15 protein-coding genes are annotated in these 17,043 nt (G+C 62.7%); 8 read left to right on the forward strand and 7 right to left on the reverse strand.

The annotated features are described in order from the left end of the window. Positions 1-87: 87 nt before the first annotated feature. Positions 88-1,902: a DUF885 domain-containing protein gene (locus EK373_RS11890; protein ID WP_129642857.1), complete on the reverse strand. Its 1,815-nt coding sequence runs from the start codon at positions 1,900-1,902 to the stop codon at positions 88-90. Positions 1,903-2,018: 116 nt separating this feature from the next. After that, positions 2,019-3,551: a glycerol-3-phosphate dehydrogenase gene (glpD, locus tag EK373_RS11895; protein ID WP_232831076.1), complete on the reverse strand. Its 1,533-nt coding sequence runs from the start codon at positions 3,549-3,551 to the stop codon at positions 2,019-2,021. 135 nt (positions 3,552-3,686) lie between these two features. Here glpD and EK373_RS33985 point away from each other — a divergent pair, with 135 nt between their 5' ends. After that, positions 3,687-4,082: an RNA-binding S4 domain-containing protein gene (locus EK373_RS33985; RefSeq protein WP_129642859.1), complete on the forward strand. Its 396-nt coding sequence runs from the start codon at positions 3,687-3,689 to the stop codon at positions 4,080-4,082. Here the strand turns inward: EK373_RS33985 and EK373_RS11905 are convergent. Beyond that, a complete protein-coding gene (locus EK373_RS11905; RefSeq protein ID WP_129642860.1) occupies positions 4,079-5,164 on the reverse strand; it encodes an XdhC family protein in 1,086 nt (361 codons plus the stop codon). The two genes, EK373_RS33985 and EK373_RS11905, sit on opposite strands and share 4 nt — an antisense overlap. Before the next feature lie 180 nt (positions 5,165-5,344). Here EK373_RS11905 and EK373_RS11910 point away from each other — a divergent pair, with 180 nt between their 5' ends. From EK373_RS11910 to EK373_RS11930, 5 genes are all read left to right on the forward strand, one after another. Beyond that, positions 5,345-5,779: a hypothetical protein gene (locus EK373_RS11910; protein ID WP_129642861.1), complete on the forward strand. Its 435-nt coding sequence runs from the start codon at positions 5,345-5,347 to the stop codon at positions 5,777-5,779. Between the two features lie 138 nt (positions 5,780-5,917). Then, the gene (locus EK373_RS11915; protein WP_129642862.1) at positions 5,918-6,988 is read left to right on the forward strand and encodes a phosphotransferase; all 1,071 of its coding nucleotides are present in this window, start codon (positions 5,918-5,920) and stop codon (positions 6,986-6,988) included. 1 nt (position 6,989) lies between these two features. After that, positions 6,990-8,186 (forward strand): acyl-CoA dehydrogenase family protein, encoded by a 1,197-nt coding sequence (locus tag EK373_RS11920; protein WP_198683232.1) that lies wholly within the window; start codon positions 6,990-6,992, stop codon positions 8,184-8,186. A 13-nt stretch (positions 8,187-8,199) separates the two neighbouring features. Continuing rightward, positions 8,200-9,330, forward strand: a complete 1,131-nt coding sequence (locus EK373_RS11925) for an acyl-CoA dehydrogenase family protein (RefSeq protein WP_129642863.1) — start codon at positions 8,200-8,202, stop codon at positions 9,328-9,330. Between the two features lie 205 nt (positions 9,331-9,535). Continuing rightward, entirely contained in the window at positions 9,536-9,814 is a 279-nt protein-coding gene (locus EK373_RS11930) for a hypothetical protein (RefSeq protein ID WP_157994332.1), read from the forward strand. 1 nt (position 9,815) lies between these two features. Here the strand turns inward: EK373_RS11930 and EK373_RS11935 are convergent, their stop codons facing one another. Continuing rightward, complete coding sequence (locus EK373_RS11935; RefSeq protein WP_129642865.1) at positions 9,816-10,649, reverse strand: MOSC domain-containing protein; 834 nt, start codon at positions 10,647-10,649, stop codon at positions 9,816-9,818. A 189-nt stretch (positions 10,650-10,838) separates the two neighbouring features. On the opposite strand from EK373_RS11935, the gene EK373_RS11940 reads away from it, so the two are divergent. Then, entirely contained in the window at positions 10,839-11,630 is a 792-nt protein-coding gene (locus EK373_RS11940; protein ID WP_129643661.1) for a queuosine precursor transporter, read from the forward strand. A gap of 5 nt (positions 11,631-11,635) precedes the next feature. Here EK373_RS11940 and trxA read toward each other — a convergent pair whose 3' ends face one another. Continuing rightward, positions 11,636-12,493, reverse strand: coding sequence for a thioredoxin (gene trxA / locus EK373_RS11945; protein ID WP_129642866.1), 858 nt, complete (start codon positions 12,491-12,493; stop codon positions 11,636-11,638). Positions 12,494-12,659: 166 nt separating this feature from the next. On the opposite strand from trxA, the gene putA reads away from it, so the two are divergent. Then, on the forward strand, positions 12,660-15,815 hold the full coding sequence (gene putA / locus EK373_RS11950; protein ID WP_198683234.1) for a bifunctional proline dehydrogenase/L-glutamate gamma-semialdehyde dehydrogenase PutA: 3,156 nt from the start codon (positions 12,660-12,662) through the stop codon (positions 15,813-15,815). A gap of 7 nt (positions 15,816-15,822) precedes the next feature. On the opposite strand, the gene EK373_RS11955 is transcribed toward putA, so the two are convergent. Both EK373_RS11955 and EK373_RS11960 read right to left on the reverse strand, forming a co-directional pair. Continuing rightward, positions 15,823-16,536, reverse strand: a complete 714-nt coding sequence (locus EK373_RS11955) for a YkgJ family cysteine cluster protein (RefSeq protein ID WP_129642867.1) — start codon at positions 16,534-16,536, stop codon at positions 15,823-15,825. Then, positions 16,536-17,036 (reverse strand): SixA phosphatase family protein, encoded by a 501-nt coding sequence (locus tag EK373_RS11960; RefSeq protein ID WP_129642868.1) that lies wholly within the window; start codon positions 17,034-17,036, stop codon positions 16,536-16,538. The genes EK373_RS11955 and EK373_RS11960 overlap by 1 nt, the downstream gene beginning before the upstream one ends. Positions 17,037-17,043: the final 7 nt, after the last annotated feature.

Raw genomic sequence — 17,043 nt, forward strand, 5'->3', positions numbered from 1 at the left:
GAGGGGAAAAGGCGCGACTTTTCCCCCTGCGCTCGCCGCCTGCGGCGGCGGGCACATCCCTGTGCCTGGGGTGGCACGCGTTACGTTTTATGGGCCGGGCGCGGACTTGCTCCACTGATCCACCGCGGCGTGCAGCACATCGATCGGCACCGGTCCCGACCTCAACACCAGATCGTGATAGAGCCGCACATCGAAGCGGCTGCCCATTTGCTGGCGCGCCCGCTCGCGCGCGGCGCGAATCCCAGTGGCGCCGACCATGAAGCTGCAGGCCTGGCCGGGATACACACAATAGCGGTCGATCTCCCGCTCGCTGGACATCTGGCGCTCGCCGGCGTTCTCGACCATCCATTTGACGGCCTGCTCGCGGGTCCAGCGATGATGATGAATGCCGGTGTCCACCACGATGCGGGCGGCGCGGAACAGCTCCGACTGCAGCAGCCCGACCCGACCCGCTGGATTCTTTTGGTAAATGCCCAACTCGTCGGCGACGCGCTCGGCGTACAACGCCCAGCCTTCTGTGTACGCAGAGAAACGCACCAGCCGGCGGAACAATGAGAGCTCGCCCGCCGCACGCAACACGGCGAACTGGAAGTGATGACCCGGAATGCCTTCATGATGGGCCAGCGTCGGCAGCCGCCACAACGGCAGCTCAGCGGGCGATTTCAAATTCAACGAGAACGTGCCGGGCTGGCCGCCGACGCCATCGCTGTAGAACGCGCCGGGCGCGCCATTTTCGATGGCGACAGGAATGCGCTTCACCAGCAGCTCATCTTTCGGAATCGTCTTGAAGCCCTTCGGGAGCAGTGCGCGGATCGCGGCGATGTCGTTGCGCGCGGCCGCGAGCAGTTGCTCACGTCCCGCATCGTTCTCCGGCACGAGGAAGCGAGGATCCGCATCCAGGGCCTTGACGCGTTCCCCGATTGGCCCGCTTTTCAATCCTTGTTCCTGCAGGCTGCGATCGAGCTGCGCGCTGATATCCGCAACCAGTTGCAGGCCGCGCTTGTGCAGTTCACCAGGCTCGATCTTGGTCGTCGTGTTCGAATGCACGGCCGCTGCGTAATAAGCCTCGCCGTCGGGAAGCGCCCAAACGCCGGCCGATGTCTTGGCTTTTGGCGAGAGTGCTTCCAGTGCCTGCATTTGGCGGTTGAGAGCCGGAACGATCTGCGAGCGGAATATTTGTTCGGCACGCGGCCCGAGGTCGCCAAGCTTCTTGGCCTGGGCTCGCTCGATCGCTGGGCCGATCATGGCGGTCTGCGCCGGCGGCGTATCGCGCAATGTCTGGATCTGCGCCAGGGTCCGTTTGATCACGAAGCTGGGCGGAATGACGCCGATGCCCGCATCGTGACGAATTCTTTCGGTCTCTTGATCCAGCGAGCGCGCCAAGGCGCTCAGGCGCGAGAAATAGGCATCGACATCCTGCGCCGACTGCAGCGGATGACGTGAGCCCAGAAACTCCGGCAACCAATAATAGGTGCCGTTCATCTGGCTGACGGGGAACGGGCTTGGACGCAGGTCGATGTCCATGGTGCCGTAGCGCCCGGTCAGATCCTTGAGCATCGAGTAAACGAACACGGCAGTGTCGTAGTCGAGCTGTGCGGCGGGATCGAGCTTCGTGCGATCGATTTTCCCAAGCTCGCTCAGCGCGCGAGTCGCGGATTCATGATCCCTGGCTGTCGCGGCGAGCGAGCGGTCGTCGAGCTGAGAGCGCAGGCCAGCATTCGAGCCGACATCGAATTCATACTGGGTCGCTTGTTCCGGACTACGTCGCAGGTAGTCTTCCGCGAGTCGTTGCAGCAGGGCATCGAGCGCGGGCGATGTGTTATTGGCTGCGAATGCGGGCAGCCCGCTGAAGGCTGCGAGACCTGCGCCGACCGCGGCGCGGATGAGTGTGCGGCGATTCATTCATATCCTCTGATCGAAAGCGGCCGAGGCCCTTTCGATACGTCCGCCAAAAGGCGCGACTTTTGTCGGACTCCAGCTTACCGGAGTCCCGGTCGAGCTGGCCACGCAGGCCGCGCTCAACTTTGTTGCGAATCGAACAACTGTGCGACTCGCTGCCGCTGCTGCGGGTCCAGGTGCAGCCCGAGCTTGGTTCGCCGCCACAGAATGTCATCGGCGCTGCGGGCCCACTCGTTCGTGACCAGATAGTCGATTTCGGCTTGCGTGAGGCCGGCGCCGTAGTGCTCGCCCAAATCCAGCATGGCCTGGGCCTTGCCGAGAATCTTCTCGACGCGCGTGCCGTACGCTCGCGCCAAGCGGTGAGCCAGAGAGGCAGACAGGAAGGGCCACCGCTTGTGTACGCCCTCAGCGAACGCGGCAAAGTCAGCGCGTGGTAGATCGCCGCCGGGCAAAGCGGCCTTGTTGGTCCATTCGCGGTCGCTGCTATCCAGGTGCGGCTGCAGTTTGCTGAGCGCACTTTCGGCGAGCCGGCGATAGGTCGTGATCTTGCCACCGAATACCGATAGCAGCGGTGGAGCATCGGGAGTCGTTTCGGTCAGCTCGAGCTTATAGTCGCGTGTGACTTTCGATGCGTTCTTCGATTCGTCGTCGGAGAGCGGCCGCACGCCCGCGTAGCTCCATTTCACATCCGAGGGCGCGATGCCCTTGCGGAAGTAACTGTTGATGGTGCTGCACAGATACAGGACTTCTTCGGGCGAGATGCTGACATTGGTCGCATCGCCGCTGAAGGGCACGTCGGTGGTGCCGACCAGCGTGAAGGCTTCCTGATAAGGAATCGTGAACACGATGCGGCCGTCGGGATTTTGCAGCATGAAGGCGTGCTCGCCGCTGTACAGCCGGGGCACGACGATGTGACTTCCCTTGACCAGGCGGACGTGCCCTTCGTTGTCCATCTTGGGAAACCCTTTGAGCACTTCCTGCACCCACGGGCCCGCGGCGTTGACGATCGCGCGGGCGCGCACTTGCGTCGTCTCATTGCTCTTCACGTCTTGAACGGTTGCGAGCCACAGCGAGCCGTCGACCTTCGCACTTAGAAAACGCGTGCGCGTGCGAATCGACGCGCCACGCAACGCCGCGTCCAGCGCGTTGAGCACGACCAGGCGGCTGTCATCGACCCAGCAATCGGAATAGGCAAAGCCGTGATCCAGTCCGGGCCGCAATGCTCCGTATGCGCCGTTGGCGAGACGCACGCTGCGTGACGCGGGCAGGATCTTGCGACCGCCGATGTGATCGTAGAAGAACAATCCGAGGCGCATCAGCCAGCGCGGCCGCAGCTCCGGCACGTGCGGCAGGATGAATTGCATCGGCCGGATGATGTGAGGCGCGATTCGCAGCAACCGCTCGCGTTCGATCAGCGCCTCGCGCACCAGTCTGAACTCGAAGAACTCCAGATAGCGCAGGCCGCCATGGATGAGCTTGGTGCTGGCGGAGGAGGTCGCCGAGGCGAGATCCGCTTGTTCGACCAGCATCACTTTCATGCCGCGCCCGGCCGCATCCCGCGCGATGCCGGCGCCATTGATGCCGCCGCCGATGATGAGCAGATCGACGCTGAGTTGGTCGCTGTTGCTGGCGGTCGTCGCCCCCGTTGTCACGTGCTCGCTGTTGCCCATGCCTTGAAACAGTATCGACCCGAAAGTGCTGACAGAGAGTCGAGGATACAGATGGCCCGGTGTCGAATGAATGCCCCTACGTGCACCCGCGTCACTTTAACGGCGTACACTGCCGGCATGACCGACGAGAAATCCGCCGGCGACCAGTCCGGATTGCGCATCGACAAATGGCTGTGGTTCGCACGCCTGTTCAAGAGCCGCTCCCAGGCTACCGAAGCGGTGGCCGGCGGTCTGGTACATGTGAACGGCGATCGCGTGAAACCCTCGCGGGTCCTGCACGTCGACGACCGGCTGCACATCACCAAGGACGAAACGCGACTGGAAGTGATCGTGCGCGGCATGCCGGTTCGGCGTGGCCCGGCCCCAGAAGCCCGGCAGCATTATGAAGAGACGCCGGAAAGCATCGCCGCGCGAGAGCAGCAGCGGGAGCGCAATCGGCTCGCCGCGCCTGCGCCCGAAGGGCGGCCCGACAAGCATGCCCGGCGGGTACTGCGGGATCTGCGCCGTGGCTAGCCCGGCGCTACCTTGCTGAAGGAGCCGCCTTCGCGGCCTGCCATCACGGCTTGAATCTCGGCGACGATGGCCAGCGCGATGGTCTCGGGCGAACGCGCACCGAGATCGAGGCCGATCGGGCCATACAGACGCCCGCTGAGCTTGGCGGCTTTATCGCCGATCTCGTGTAACAAACGAATGCGCCGGGGAGCGGGGCCGAGCAGGCCGACATAAGGAATTGAGCTGTCCGCGAGCGCCGCGAGATACGCTTGGTCCGACAGCAGGTGATGGCTCATCACGACCGCGGCATCGTACTGTCCTGCATGCAATTCCTGCGGCAGCTCGGCGGATGGTTTCAGTAAGACCCGTCGGGCTCGGGGGAATCGATCCGCAATGGCGTACGCCGGACGGTGATCGATCACGGTGACCTGCCAATTCATCAGGCCGGCAATTTCCACCAGCGGCATGGCGTCCGGGCCCGCGCCGAGCAGCAGCAGGCGAGGCGGCAATTCGATCGGCACGACCAGGAACGTCGCATCCTCAGCATCAACGACCTGACTGGACGGCCCCGCACCTCGCGGCGTTGGCACAGCCATCGCCGCGGCTACGGGGGCGGGAGCTGAATGTTTGTTCTGCGTCCAGAACGCCGCACCCAGAGGATATTTCGGGTTACGCGACTGAGTGACGACGGCGAAGCTCGCTTCGATCTGATCGAAGCGGCAACGGGATGCGAAGTTGAACGGCTGATAGTCGTTGGCGCGATCCAGCCGGCTCAACAGAATGGTCATCGCGCCTTCGCAACCCAGCCCGATGCCCCAGATCACGTCATCGGAGCTGCGCGTGTCGTAATGAACGGTGGCGGGCTCGCCGCTAGCGAGCACAGCGCTGGCACGCGCCATCAAGTCCGCTTCGAGGCAACCGCCGCTGAGCAGGCCGGCGACGCGTCCGTCGCCGGCAATGAGCATCTGGGCGCCGGCCTTGCGATAGGTCGAGCCCAGCGTCTGCGCGACCGTCGCGAGCACCAGCGGCTCGGCGCGGTCGACGTAGTAGCGGAAGAATTCGTCGGCGGCGATGCCGCTGTGGATCAATCCTGGCTGGGTCATGGCGGGGAAATCGACCTCCAGGGGCGGATTGTCCCAGCTTCGCGGCGATGCTGCATGTAAAAGCGGGCTCAATCCTTGCCTAATCCAGCATTTCCGTCGCCCGGGAACTTTTCGAGGTCATCGGCACCACTAACACAAGGTACCGCGCTCCATCACCAATGAATCGATAAGCGAGGGCGCATGCTTCGCAAGTTCATGCTCGGATCCCTGCTGGCACTCGCCGGCGCCGGCCCGCTGCCGGCCGCGCCCGAAGCCAACGTCCGCTGCACGCTCAAGTTCACCATGCAGGGCTGGTCGGCGTTCTACAAGACTGCCGACGGCCGCGGCACGATCGACTGCGACAACGGGCAGTCGCTGAAGGTGAAGCTGTCGGCGAAAGGCGGCGGGCTCACGGTGGGCAAGTCGTCGATCGAGGATGGCCAGGGCAGGTTCTCCGCCGTCGGCAGCACGGCGCAGTTGCTGGGCACTTATGTCGCAGCCGAGGCGCACGCTGGCGTGATCAAATCAGCCGGCGCGCAGGTGATGACCAAGGGTGAAGTCTCATTGGCGCTGAGCGGCACGGGCCGAGGCGTGGATCTCGGCGTCGTGTTCGGCGCGATGACGATTTCACTCTGAGCTCGGGCGCACGCCAGTGTGAGATTTATTTCACACAGCGGTACAGTTCACGACACTATCAATTCTGCACGTACGCGCAGTTCCGGCATGGAGGGCTGGCGCATACAATGACGGGCCGAACCAGGGAGACGATGAGCAATGCCGGGGCCCGTATCACAGTCAGACGTTTCTCTGATCGACGTCCTGCCGCAGCACCGTTTCGACGAAGCGGCGTTGTGGCAGTACCTGCAACGGCACCTGGATGATTTCTCGCAGCCCGCGCAGCTGCGTCAGTTTCAAGGCGGGCAATCCAACCCCACTTATTTGATCCAGACCCCCACCAAGAAGTTCGTCCTGCGGAAAAAGCCGCCGGGCAAGCTGTTGCCGTCGGCGCATTTGATCGAGCGCGAATATCGCATCCTGCGCGCGCTGCCCGATACGGAAGTGCCGGTGCCGCGTGCACGCGTGCTGTGCGAGGATCCAAGCATCATCGGCACGCCGTTTTATGTGATGGATCATGTCGAGGGCCGCGTGATCAACGGCGTGCATTTGCCGAATCTCACTCCACCAGAACGTCGTGCGATTTACACCGACTACGCACGCGTGGCCGCCAAGCTGCACGGGGTCGACTACAAAGCTTGCGGATTAGGGGATTTTGGCAAGCCCGAAGGCTACGTGGCGCGCCAGCTGGATCGCTGGAGCAAACAATATCTGGCGTCGAAGACCGAAGAGAACGCCGATATGAACGAGCTGATGGCCTGGCTCGCGGCGCATCTGCCGGCCAGCGACGAAACCGCGATCGTTCATGGCGACTATCGGATCGGCAATACGATTCTGCATCCCACCGAACCGCGCATCATTGCTGTGCTCGATTGGGAGCTGGCGACGCTCGGTCACCCGCTGAGCGACCTGGCTTATGCCTGCATGTTCTATCGAATTCCGCCGAGCGATACCGGCAGCGGCGGGCTCGCCGGTGTCGACATCGCCGAGCTCGGCATTCCGGACGAGCAGGAATTCCTGAGCTTGTATTGCAAGTTCTCCGGCCGCGATCGCATCGCCGACTGGCCGTTCTTCTTGTCGTTTGCATATTTCCGCATGGCTGCGATCACCCAGGGCGTGTACGCGCGCGCATTGCAAGGCAATGCCGCCGATCAGCGCGCCATCAAGTATGGTGAACATGCCAAGGGCTTTGCTGCCGCCGGTCGCGCGATGACGCGCCATGGAGACTAACGTGTCCGCACAACTGAATTCAGATCAGACGCTGGAAGCATTCCGCCGCGACACTCGCGCGTGGCTGGAAGCAAATTGCCCGCCCGAAATGCGCCAGCCCGTGGTCGACGAATACGACATCTGCTGGGGTGGCCGGCGCGCCAAGTTCAAGAACGACGCGCAGCGCGTGTGGCTGCAGAAGATGGCGGAGCGGGGCTGGACGGTTCCAGAATGGCCGAAGCAGTACGGCGGTGGCGGTCTGAGCAAGGACGAAGCGCGCGTGCTGCGCGAAGAGCTGGCTGCGTTGAAGTGCCGTCCTCCGCTTACGTCCTTCGGCATCTCCATGCTCGGGCCAGCGCTGCTGAAGTACGGCAACGAGAAACAAAAGAGCGAGCACATCCCCAAGATCGTGCGCGGCGAGATTCGCTGGTGTCAGGGTTATTCGGAGCCTGGCGCGGGCTCCGACCTCGCGTCGCTGAAGACGCGCGCCGACGATCACGGCGATCACTTCGTCGTCAACGGCTCGAAGATCTGGACCAGCTACGGCGACAAGGCGGACTGGATCTTCTGCCTGGTCCGCACCAGCTTCACCGGCAAAAAACAGGAAGGCATCAGCTTCGTGCTGTTCGACATGGAATCGGCCGGCGTCACGACCAGCCCGATCCGCTTGATCTCCGGTTACTCGCCGTTCACGCAGACGTTCTTCGACAACGTCAAAGTGCCGAAGGAAAACCTGCTCGGCGAATTGAACAAAGGGTGGACCATCGCGAAGTATCTGCTCACCCACGAGCGCAACATGATTGGCGGCATGGGTACGCAGCGGGTCACGCCGCTCAGTCAGCTCGCGATCAAGAATATCGGTCTCGCCGGTGGGCGCCTCGCGGAGCCGGCGTTGCGTACCGATATCGCACGCTTCGAGATGGACGCGCTCGCATTCGCACTCACGATGAATCGCGTTACCGATGAAGCGAAAGCGGGCAATGAGACCGGCGCGATGTCGTCGATGCTCAAGTACTACGGCACCGAGCTCAACAAGCGGCGCGCCGAGCTGACCATGTCGGTAGCAGGCAGCGAAGGCTTGAAGTTCGGCGATTCTCATAGCGAAGAGCAGCTGGCCGCGATGTGGCTCAGGACCAAGGCCAACTCCATCGAGGGCGGCACGTCGGAGATCCAGCTCAACATCATCGCCAAGAACGTGCTGCGCCTGCCGGGCGCGTGATCAGGAGCAGCTCATGACTCTGGTACTCACCGACGATCAACTGATGTTTCGTGACGCCGCGAAGCGCTTTGCCGCCGAGCGTGCGCCCGTCTCTCAACTGCGCAAGCTGCGCGACGATGTCGACCCGATCGGCCTCAGTCGCGATGTGTGGAAAGAAATGGCCGAGATGGGCTGGGCCGGCGTGCTCGTGCCCGAGGAACATGGCGGCGTGGGATTTGGCTTTGTGGGCGCCGGGCTCATCGCAGCCGAGATCGGCCGCAATCTCAGCGCAACGCCGATGCTGTCGAGCGCAGTGCTGGCTGTAACCGCGTTGCTAAGAGGCGGCACTCCGGCGCAGAAAGAAACATTGCTGCCTGCCATTGCCGGCGGCGACTTGCTGATTGCATTGGCCAGCGACGAATGTGTGCGTCACACGCCCTATCACGTCGCCACTCGCTGCACCGGCAAGTACAAGCTGAGCGGTCGCAAGTTGCACGTGCTGGATGGCCACATCGCGGACCGCTTGATCGTCACGGCGCGCACGTCGGGCGATATCGGCGCCCGCGATGGCATCACGCTGTTCCTGGTGGACCCGAAGGCGAGCGGCGTCAGCATCACGCGCTCCTCGATGGTCGACAGCCGCAACAGCGCGACCGTCGACTTGCGCGACGTGTCGGTTACCGATGCCGATGTGATCGGCACATTCGATAAAGGCGCAATTGTCCTCGACGCCGTACTCGATGCAGGTCGCGCTGTATTGTCGGCAGAGTTGTTGGGTGTCGCCGAGGAAGCTTTCGAGCGCACGTTGGCTTACTTGCGCGAGCGCGAGCAGTTCGGCGTCAAGATCGGCACGTTCCAGGCGCTCCAACATCGCGCAGCGCACTTGTTCTGCGAGATCGAATTGGTGCGCTCGGTGGTGCTGCGAACCCTGCAGGCGCTGGATGCGCAGGAGCCGACGGCTTCATCGCTGGTGTGTCTCTCAAAAGCGAAGGCCAGCGAGGTGGCGCGCATCGCCACCAACGAAGCTGTGCAGATGCACGGCGGCATCGGTATGACCGACGAATTCGACATCGGTTTCTTCATGAAGCGTGCTCGCGCGGCCGCGGAAACCTTCGGCGATCAGTACTACCACACCGATCGGTTTGCTCAATTGTCTGGTTATTAAGGTCGCTGGCAAGCTATTCGCATCTCTGTCACTCGCCTGTAACCGGTCCAGCGGAACCTGGGCTCGGCGCCGCGCATTAGCTACAAAGCGTGCGCGGTCCCGCGACTTCGTACGCGAGTTTCACTGAGATGACGACCTTGTGATCCGCCGCTCATGCCGACTTTGGCGGAAGTGGCTAGGGTGGCGGGGTCGTCCGAGCCGAAGAGTGTCGAAGATTATGACAACCGAGCGCGACTACGATCCGGAAGCCACCATCGAGATGCCCCGCCCGGTGCTGATCGATCCCGAGTTGGAAGACGCCGATCCTGAGAAGACCCTGGTGCGCGAAGACTGGGAGAGCACGGTGATCCGTCGCGTCGCTCCCCATGTCGCCGCCGTGCAGAGCGCGGTCGGCGAAGATGCTGCTGCCGAAGCCCGCTTCGGTTGGGAGACCCAGACACTGCGGCTGCTGTCGCGCGCCGTGACGCGCGAGTACGGCGAGTAATTCAGCCGATGCTGGTCTTGCTCGTGCCTGCAGTCACCTCGAACTGCTGACCCACCTTTAGCTCCTTGCCCATGCCGCCGGTCAGGATCATGTTCTGACCGAACAGCACGCCGCGCAGATTGCGATCGAAGCGGAATTCCTTCAGTGCCTTCAGTGGCTCGTCGCTGCTGCGCTCGCCGGTGATCTGATCGGTGGTCGTGATCACGCAGCGATCGCAAGGCTTCACGACCTTCAGCCGCACGTCGCCCGCGACGAACTCATCGACGCTGTCTTCGCCGAACGCCGGCAGGCCGTCGACCACGATGTTGGGACGGAACCGATTCATCGGCAGCGGCGTCGTCATGCGCCGATTCAACTCATCCAGCGAACCCTGCGAGATCAGCAGCCACGGATAGCCATCGGCGAATTGAGTGAGCGCTTCGACGCCGCCGGTCCACTGCATGTTGCTCGCACGCTTGTGGCGCTTATCGAAGCGCACCAGTCGCGCCGGCTTGCCGAGATGCTCGGTGAGCCAGGTCGCGGCCTCATCGCCGGCGTCGAAGGCAGCAGCCTTGTCGCGCCAGATCGTTACTTCCAGTTCGGGGCCGGTCAGGTTCAGAGGCAGGCTCAGGTCCGCGCCATGGGGCTTGCGCAGAACCAGCCGATCGTTGCTGAGGGCGGTTTCGACCTGCGCCAGCTGCGGTCGTTCGCGCTGGGTAAGAAAGCGGCCTTCGGGCGTGATGACCAGCCACTCGCGGTCGTGCTCGAACCCGGTCTCGGTCAGGCGCGCCTGCGTGAGCGCAATACCGCGACAAGATTTGACCGGATAGATATTGAGCCCCGTGATCTGGACCATGACTTTGTAGAACCGTGCGAAAAGAACTGAAGCATAACTGGTTCACGCGGGAGCAGCATGCCCAGGCCGCCCGTGGAGTGGTGCATACTCATACAGATCCGAAACTGTAATCGCACCTGGTGAACCTTGGTTTCATCTCCAGACTCCGCTCGGCTGCCCGCCGCTGGCCCGGGCTCGCAGGCCCTCGGCCTGGCCGCGACGGCCGCGCTAGGACATCCCATCGAGAACCGGGCGGCAAAGCTGTTCATCGTGCTCGCGGCCTTCCTGGTCTGTAACGCCGTGATCGCCGAGTTCGTCGGCGTGAAGATATTTGCGCTGGAGCCCACGCTCGGGCTGGAGCCGTTGAACTGGAACCTGTTCGGACAGAGCGGCTCGCTGTCGTTCACCAGCGGCGTGCTGTTGTGGCCGTTCGTGTTTCTGATGACCGACATCATCAACGAATATTTCGGCACGCGCGGGGTGCGTTTCATTTCCTGGCTCACGGTCGTGCTGATCGTCTACGGCTTTCTCGCGGCGTACATGGCCATCTCGCTGACGCCGGCGGGATTCTGGGTCGCGGTCAACAGCGAGCGCGGCGTGCCGGACATGCAGGCGGCGTTCAGCAATATCTTCGGGCAGGGAATGTGGACGATCGCGGGCTCGGTGACGGCCTTCCTGGTAGGCCAGCTGATCGACGTGGCCGTGTTTCACCGGATTCGCATGTTGACTGGCGAGCGCTGGATCTGGCTGCGCGCCACCGGCTCGACGGCGGTGTCACAACTGGTGGACAGCTTCGTCGTGCTCTACATCGCTTTCGTGATCGGCCCGCAGAAGTGGCCGATGTCGCTGTTCCTGGCGGTCGCCAGCGTGAACTATGCCTATAAGCTGCTTATGGCGTTCCTGCTCATCCCATTCATCTATGTGACGCGCCTGTTGATTCGGGCGTATTTGGGAACCGCAGCGTCGAAGCAATTGCAGGAGACGGCGCGCGTTTCGGGCTGAGAGGTTTAGAACAACAAGCGCGCCATTTCTTTACGGGTGCGCGAGACGATGGGATCTGCGTCGCCGATCAGCTCGAACGCCTGCAGCAGGCTGCGGCGCGCCAGGTCGTCCTTGTAGCCGCGATGGTTACGCATCATCTCGAGCCAGGTTTGTAGCGCCGGCTCGACGTCGCCGCCCAACAGCTGATGCACGGCCAGTGCATGGCGCAAATCGAGATCGCTGGCGTCGGTCGCATTCCGCTCACGTAACGAGCGAACATCGGGATAGGCGGCGATGACGTCGCTGAAACTCAATAACGCGGCGAGCCGTTTCACCGCGGCATGATTCGGCTCGATGCCTTGCAAGCGCGTCAGTTCGGCGCGTGCACCCTCAACGTCGCCATCCAGCGCGCGCAGCTCGGCCAGCTCGGTCAGATAAGCGATGTTCTCGCGATCGCCGGCCAGGGCGCTGTCGATGATGGCGCGCGCTGCCGAGAAATCGCCCTTGGCCTTGAGCGCCTGGGCGCGCTCCAACGGTGCGTCGGAGCTGGTGGGCAAATGCTTGTCGAGCAAGCGCCGGATCTGCGCCTCCGGCACCACGCCGACGAAATGATCCACCGAGGTGCGGTCTTTGAACAGCACGACGGTCGGCAAGCTGCGGATGCCGAGTTGCTGCGCCAATTCCTGTTGCTCGTCGGTGTTGACCTTGGCGAGGCGGAAGCGCCCGCCATATTCCTGGGCCAGGCGGTCGAGGATGGGCATGAGTTGTTTACAGGGTCCGCACCACGGCGCCCAGAAGTCGACCAGCACCGGCACGCGGGCCGATGTCTCGACCACTTCGGCCATGAAGGTGTCCGCGGTCACAACGGTCGTTTCCTGGCTCACACAACCCTCCCATCGGGGATCTGCTACAAGCACACTCGTCCGTGGAGAATTGAGTCCCGGGCGCCGAATTCAAGCGCACGGTAGCAGGTTGGCTGTCGCCATCTACGTACAGCCGGTGCCGCGTTGCGTTGTGTATACCCTGCTTTCCCAGGGAAAGAAATAAACCATGATGTCGTCCCAGCAGCACAACCATGCTCGGCGGCCCATCGCCGACGCCATCAACAGGAACTATCTTGGCGCTGAAGAGCAGATCGTCCGCAGGCTGGCGGAAGCTGCCAGAGTGTCGGAGGGACAGCGCGCCAAGATAGCGAGCCGCGCGCAAGCTCTGGTCGAAGGCGTGCGCAACTATCAGGCGCGCCGCACCGGTCTCGATGCTTTCCTGCGCAAGTATGACTTGTCGTCACAGGAAGGCGTAATCCTGATGTGTCTCGCCGAAGCGCTGCTGCGCATTCCTGACGATGCCACCGCCGACCGTTTGATCGCAGACAAGATTGCAGCGGGCGACTGGGCTTCGCACCTGAGCGACGCCGAATCGTTGTTCGTCAACGCGTCCACCTGGGGCTTGATGCTCACCGGGCGCATCGTGCGGCCGAGCGATGCCGATATGCACGACCCCCGAAGCGTACTTGCGCGTATTGCAGGTCGCATCGGTGAGCCCGTGCTGCGAGGGGCATTCCGGCAGGCCATGCGCATCATGGGACATCAGTTCGTCATGGGACGCACCATCGAAGAGGCGCTGGACCGCTCCACCAGCGCCGAAAGCAAGCTGTACCGACATTCGTTCGACATGCTGGGCGAGTCGGCGCTGACGAGCTGGGACGCCATGCGCTATCTGAAGGCGTATCACGAGGCGATCCAGAAAATCGGCGCGCATTCGAGCAAGGTCTCTGCCATCGAAGCATCGCCGAGCATTTCGGTGAAGTTGTCGGCACTGTTTCCGCGCTATGAGTTCTCGCAACGAGAGCGAGTGCTCAAAGAGCTCGCGCCTCGGTTGCACGAGCTGGCCGTGGCGGCGAAGGCAGTAAACATTCCGTTGACGGTGGATGCAGAGGAGTCGGAGCGGCTCGAGCTGTCGCTCGAGCTCATCGAACACGTCGCGCGCTCGAAGGAACTGCAAGGTTGGGATGGATTCGGGCTGGCCGTGCAGGCGTACCAAAAGCGTGCCATCGATGTGATTCGCTGGCTGAAGGAGCTGGCGCAGTCGAGCGGAGGGCGCTTGAACGTCCGTTTGGTGAAGGGCGCGTACTGGGACAGCGAAGTCAAACGGGCTCAGGAGCGAGGGCTCTCGGGCTATCCGGTGTTCACCCGGAAGATGAATACCGACGTTTCATACATCGCCTGTGCACGGGAGTTGATTGCGTCGGGGGCGGAGATCTACCCGCAGTTCGCCACTCACAATGCTCAGACTGTTGCGACCATCATCGAGCTGGCCGGGGAGGCGGGGCGGAAGTTCGAGTTCCAGCGGCTGCACGGCATGGGCGAAGAGCTGTACGAGCAGATCGTCGGGGAGCACAAGCTGGGGATTCCCTGTCGAGTGTATGCGCCGGTCGGTTCGCACGAAGACCTGCTGCCGTATCTGGTGCGGCGGCTGCTCGAGAATGGCGCCAACACTTCATTCGTCAATCGCAGCGTCGACGAGGAGCACGAGGTTGCGGATATCGTTCGCGATCCTGTCCTCGAAGTGGATGCTTTGAAGCAAGTGTCGCATCCGCGGATTCCGCTGCCTCGGATGTTGTATGGCTCGTCGAGATTGAATTCGCTGGGCGTCAACCTGGCCGATCCGGCGGAACGAGAGCCGCTGCTCGCGAAGATCAAACAAGCGGCTCAGCAGCGATGGGTCGGTGGGCCGATCGTCAAAGGTGAGCTGCAGGAGATGCGCGGCGTCGAGGTGCGGAATCCGGCGAATCGGAACGAAGTGATTGGAACGGTGAGAGAGGCGGACGTTGCGCTGGTCGATAAAGCGCTCGTGGCGGCGGTGTCGGGGCAAATGCAGTGGGATGCGGTGTCCGCGAGCGAGCGCGCTGAAGTTCTGGAACATGCCGCAGATCTTTATGAAGAGCGCATGCCGGAGTTGATTGCGTATTGCGCGCGAGAAGGCGGGCGCACGATTCCAGACAGTATTTCGGAAGTGCGCGAGGCGGTCGATTTCTTGCGCTACTACGCGGACCGCGCCAGGAACGAATTTGGCGCGGGCGTTCGCTTGCCTGGGCCGACGGGTGAGAGCAACGAGTTGAAGCTGCGCGGGCGCGGGGTGTTCTGTTGTATCAGCCCTTGGAATTTTCCGCTCGCGATTTTCACGGGGCAGATCGCGGCGGCGTTGGCTGCTGGGAATTCGGTGCTGGCGAAGCCGGCGGAGCAGACACCGCTGATTGCGACGCGAGCGGTGCAGATATTGTTGGAGGCGGGGGTGCCGCCTGACGTCTTGCATCTGTTGCCTGGCGATGGAGCGACGGTCGGGGCGCGCATCGTCGCGGATCCACGGGTCGCCGGCGTGGCGTTTACGGGCTCGACCGAGACGGCGAAGTCGATCCATCGTTCGCTGGCGAATCGAGAGGGTGTGATTCCGGTGTTGATTGCAGAGACCGGCGGTCAGAATGCCATGATCGTCGACAGCTCGGCGCTGCCCGAGCAGGTCGTGTTCGATGTCGTGCAGTCCAGCTTCAACAGCGCGGGCCAGCGATGCTCGGCGCTACGGGCGTTGTATGTGCAGGAGGAGATCGCCGATCGCGTTGCCGAGTTGCTCGCGGGGTACATGGAGGAGCTGACCCTCGGCGATCCGATGCTGCTGACGACGGACGTCGGGCCCGTGATCGATCCGCCATCGTGCGAGATGCTTCGGACTCATACGGAGAAGATCACGCGCAAGGCGCGCTGGAGTCATGCTTATAAGCTGAAGCCCGAGCATGAGCAGGGAACGTTCTTCGCGCCGGCGGCAGTGGAGATCGAGGCGCTCTCACAGCTGACGGGTGAGGTGTTCGGGCCGATCGTTCACCTGATTCGATACCAGGCGCACAAGCTCGACAAAGTCATCGATGCGGTGAATGCGACGGGATTCGGGTTGACGCTCGGCGTGCACACGCGTGTAGATGCCACGGCCAGGTACATCGCTGCGCGCGTTCGCGCTGGCAATGTTTATGTGAATCGAAACATAATCGGTGCGGTCGTGGGCGTACAGCCGTTCGGCGGTCGCGGGTTGTCAGGGACGGGGCCGAAAGCGGGCGGGCCGTACTATTTGCACCGGTTTGCGACGGAGCAGACGGTGACGATCAATACCGCCGCGGTCGGTGGCAATGCGAGTTTGTTGACGATGGCGGGGGAGTGAGCTTCGCTCAGTCAGCGAGGTCTTCAAACTCGCCGGGCACATCGTCACCCGCAAGCTTCTTGAACGGCGCGCGCTTCTGCTCGAATCGTTTGCGCGCGTCCGGCTCGGACAAAGCGGTGTCGAGTGCGCAGTTCATCTCGTACACACTCGTGTCGTAGCCATCTTCACGCATCGCGCGCGTGAATGCGTCGACGTGGGCGCCGCCCGCTTGATACACCATCGGCGCAAATTCCGGGTCGATCTCCAGGTTGTCGGGATCTTCGTAGGACTGCTGGCAGCCAACCACGTCCGTAGCATGGTAGTTGCGGCAGGTCTGCGGGCGGGCTTCGTAGATGGAGCAGCGGCCGGCGCTCAGGAACGGGCATTTGACGTTGCGTCGCATGCGCTCCATGTCGTCCATGCCCTGCAACGCTGCGCTGTTCGTGCGCACTTCGACATAAATGCGGGCCTTCTCTGCGGCCGGCAGAGAGCGTTCAACGAAATCCAGGATGCTGAAGACTTCCACTGCACGAACATCGACGCTGAAGTGGCAGCACCACGTGCAGCCGGCGCGGCAGGCGAGAGTGCTCACGTCGGGCGCTGCTGCGATCCGAGCGTCGTGACGCTGGCGCGAGTTCTCGTACGCACGCACGACGCCGACATCGCGAATCTCGCCCTGGGCTCGCGATTGCTCCTCGGCGAGAACGTCGAGGACGAAGGGAACGTCGAGAGAAATCTCCATCAACAAGTACTACAGTTCTTCGGATAGTCCAGTTCGGCATTCACGCCGCTGTCCCACTCCAGCTCACTCCAATCCTCGATCTCGAACTCCAACGTATAGATCGCACAGGTCGGCATGTTGTCGATCTCCCGATCGGCCGAAACTCGATCGGCAAACTCGGTCAGCCCGGGATTGTGACCGACGATCATCAGATGCTGCGCCGTGCCGCCCAGCTCCCGGATGACTTCCTTCAGCACCTTCGGCGAGGCCAGATACAAGCGCTCGTCCTGCTGCAACTTCGAAGGCGCCAGGTGCAGCTCGCGCATGAATATCTGCGCCGTCGTCAGGGCCCGCACGGCCGGGCTGGTAATCACCAGATCGGGTTTGAGCTTGCGCTCACGTAGCCGACGCGCCATTTCCGGCGCATCTTTCTGCCCGCGAGGTTCGAGCATGCGATCCCAATCTTCCTGGCCGGAATGCTGAGCTTCGGTCTTGGCGTGGCGAAGCAGAGTGAGGCGCATGTGATTC

The organism is Peristeroidobacter agariperforans (genome assembly GCF_004138335.1).
In the GTDB taxonomy this organism is placed as follows: Bacteria; Pseudomonadota; Gammaproteobacteria; order Steroidobacterales; family Steroidobacteraceae; genus Steroidobacter; species Steroidobacter agariperforans.

Coding starts and splice junctions, on each gene's coding strand:
- EK373_RS11935 (WP_129642865.1), bottom strand. CDS start 10,649: ATGGTCCAGATCACGGGGCTCAATATCTATCCGGTCAAATCTTGTCGC.
- EK373_RS11925 (WP_129642863.1), top strand. CDS start 8,200: ATGACTCTGGTACTCACCGACGATCAACTGATGTTTCGTGACGCCGCG.
- EK373_RS11955 (WP_129642867.1), bottom strand. CDS start 16,536: ATGGAGATTTCTCTCGACGTTCCCTTCGTCCTCGACGTTCTCGCCGAG.
- EK373_RS11915 (WP_129642862.1), top strand. CDS start 5,918: ATGCCGGGGCCCGTATCACAGTCAGACGTTTCTCTGATCGACGTCCTG.
- putA (WP_198683234.1), top strand. CDS start 12,660: ATGATGTCGTCCCAGCAGCACAACCATGCTCGGCGGCCCATCGCCGAC.
- EK373_RS11890 (WP_129642857.1), bottom strand. CDS start 1,902: ATGAATCGCCGCACACTCATCCGCGCCGCGGTCGGCGCAGGTCTCGCA.
- EK373_RS11960 (WP_129642868.1), bottom strand. CDS start 17,036: ATGCGCCTCACTCTGCTTCGCCACGCCAAGACCGAAGCTCAGCATTCC.
- EK373_RS33985 (WP_129642859.1), top strand. CDS start 3,687: ATGACCGACGAGAAATCCGCCGGCGACCAGTCCGGATTGCGCATCGAC.
- EK373_RS11910 (WP_129642861.1), top strand. CDS start 5,345: ATGCTTCGCAAGTTCATGCTCGGATCCCTGCTGGCACTCGCCGGCGCC.
- EK373_RS11905 (WP_129642860.1), bottom strand. CDS start 5,164: ATGACCCAGCCAGGATTGATCCACAGCGGCATCGCCGCCGACGAATTC.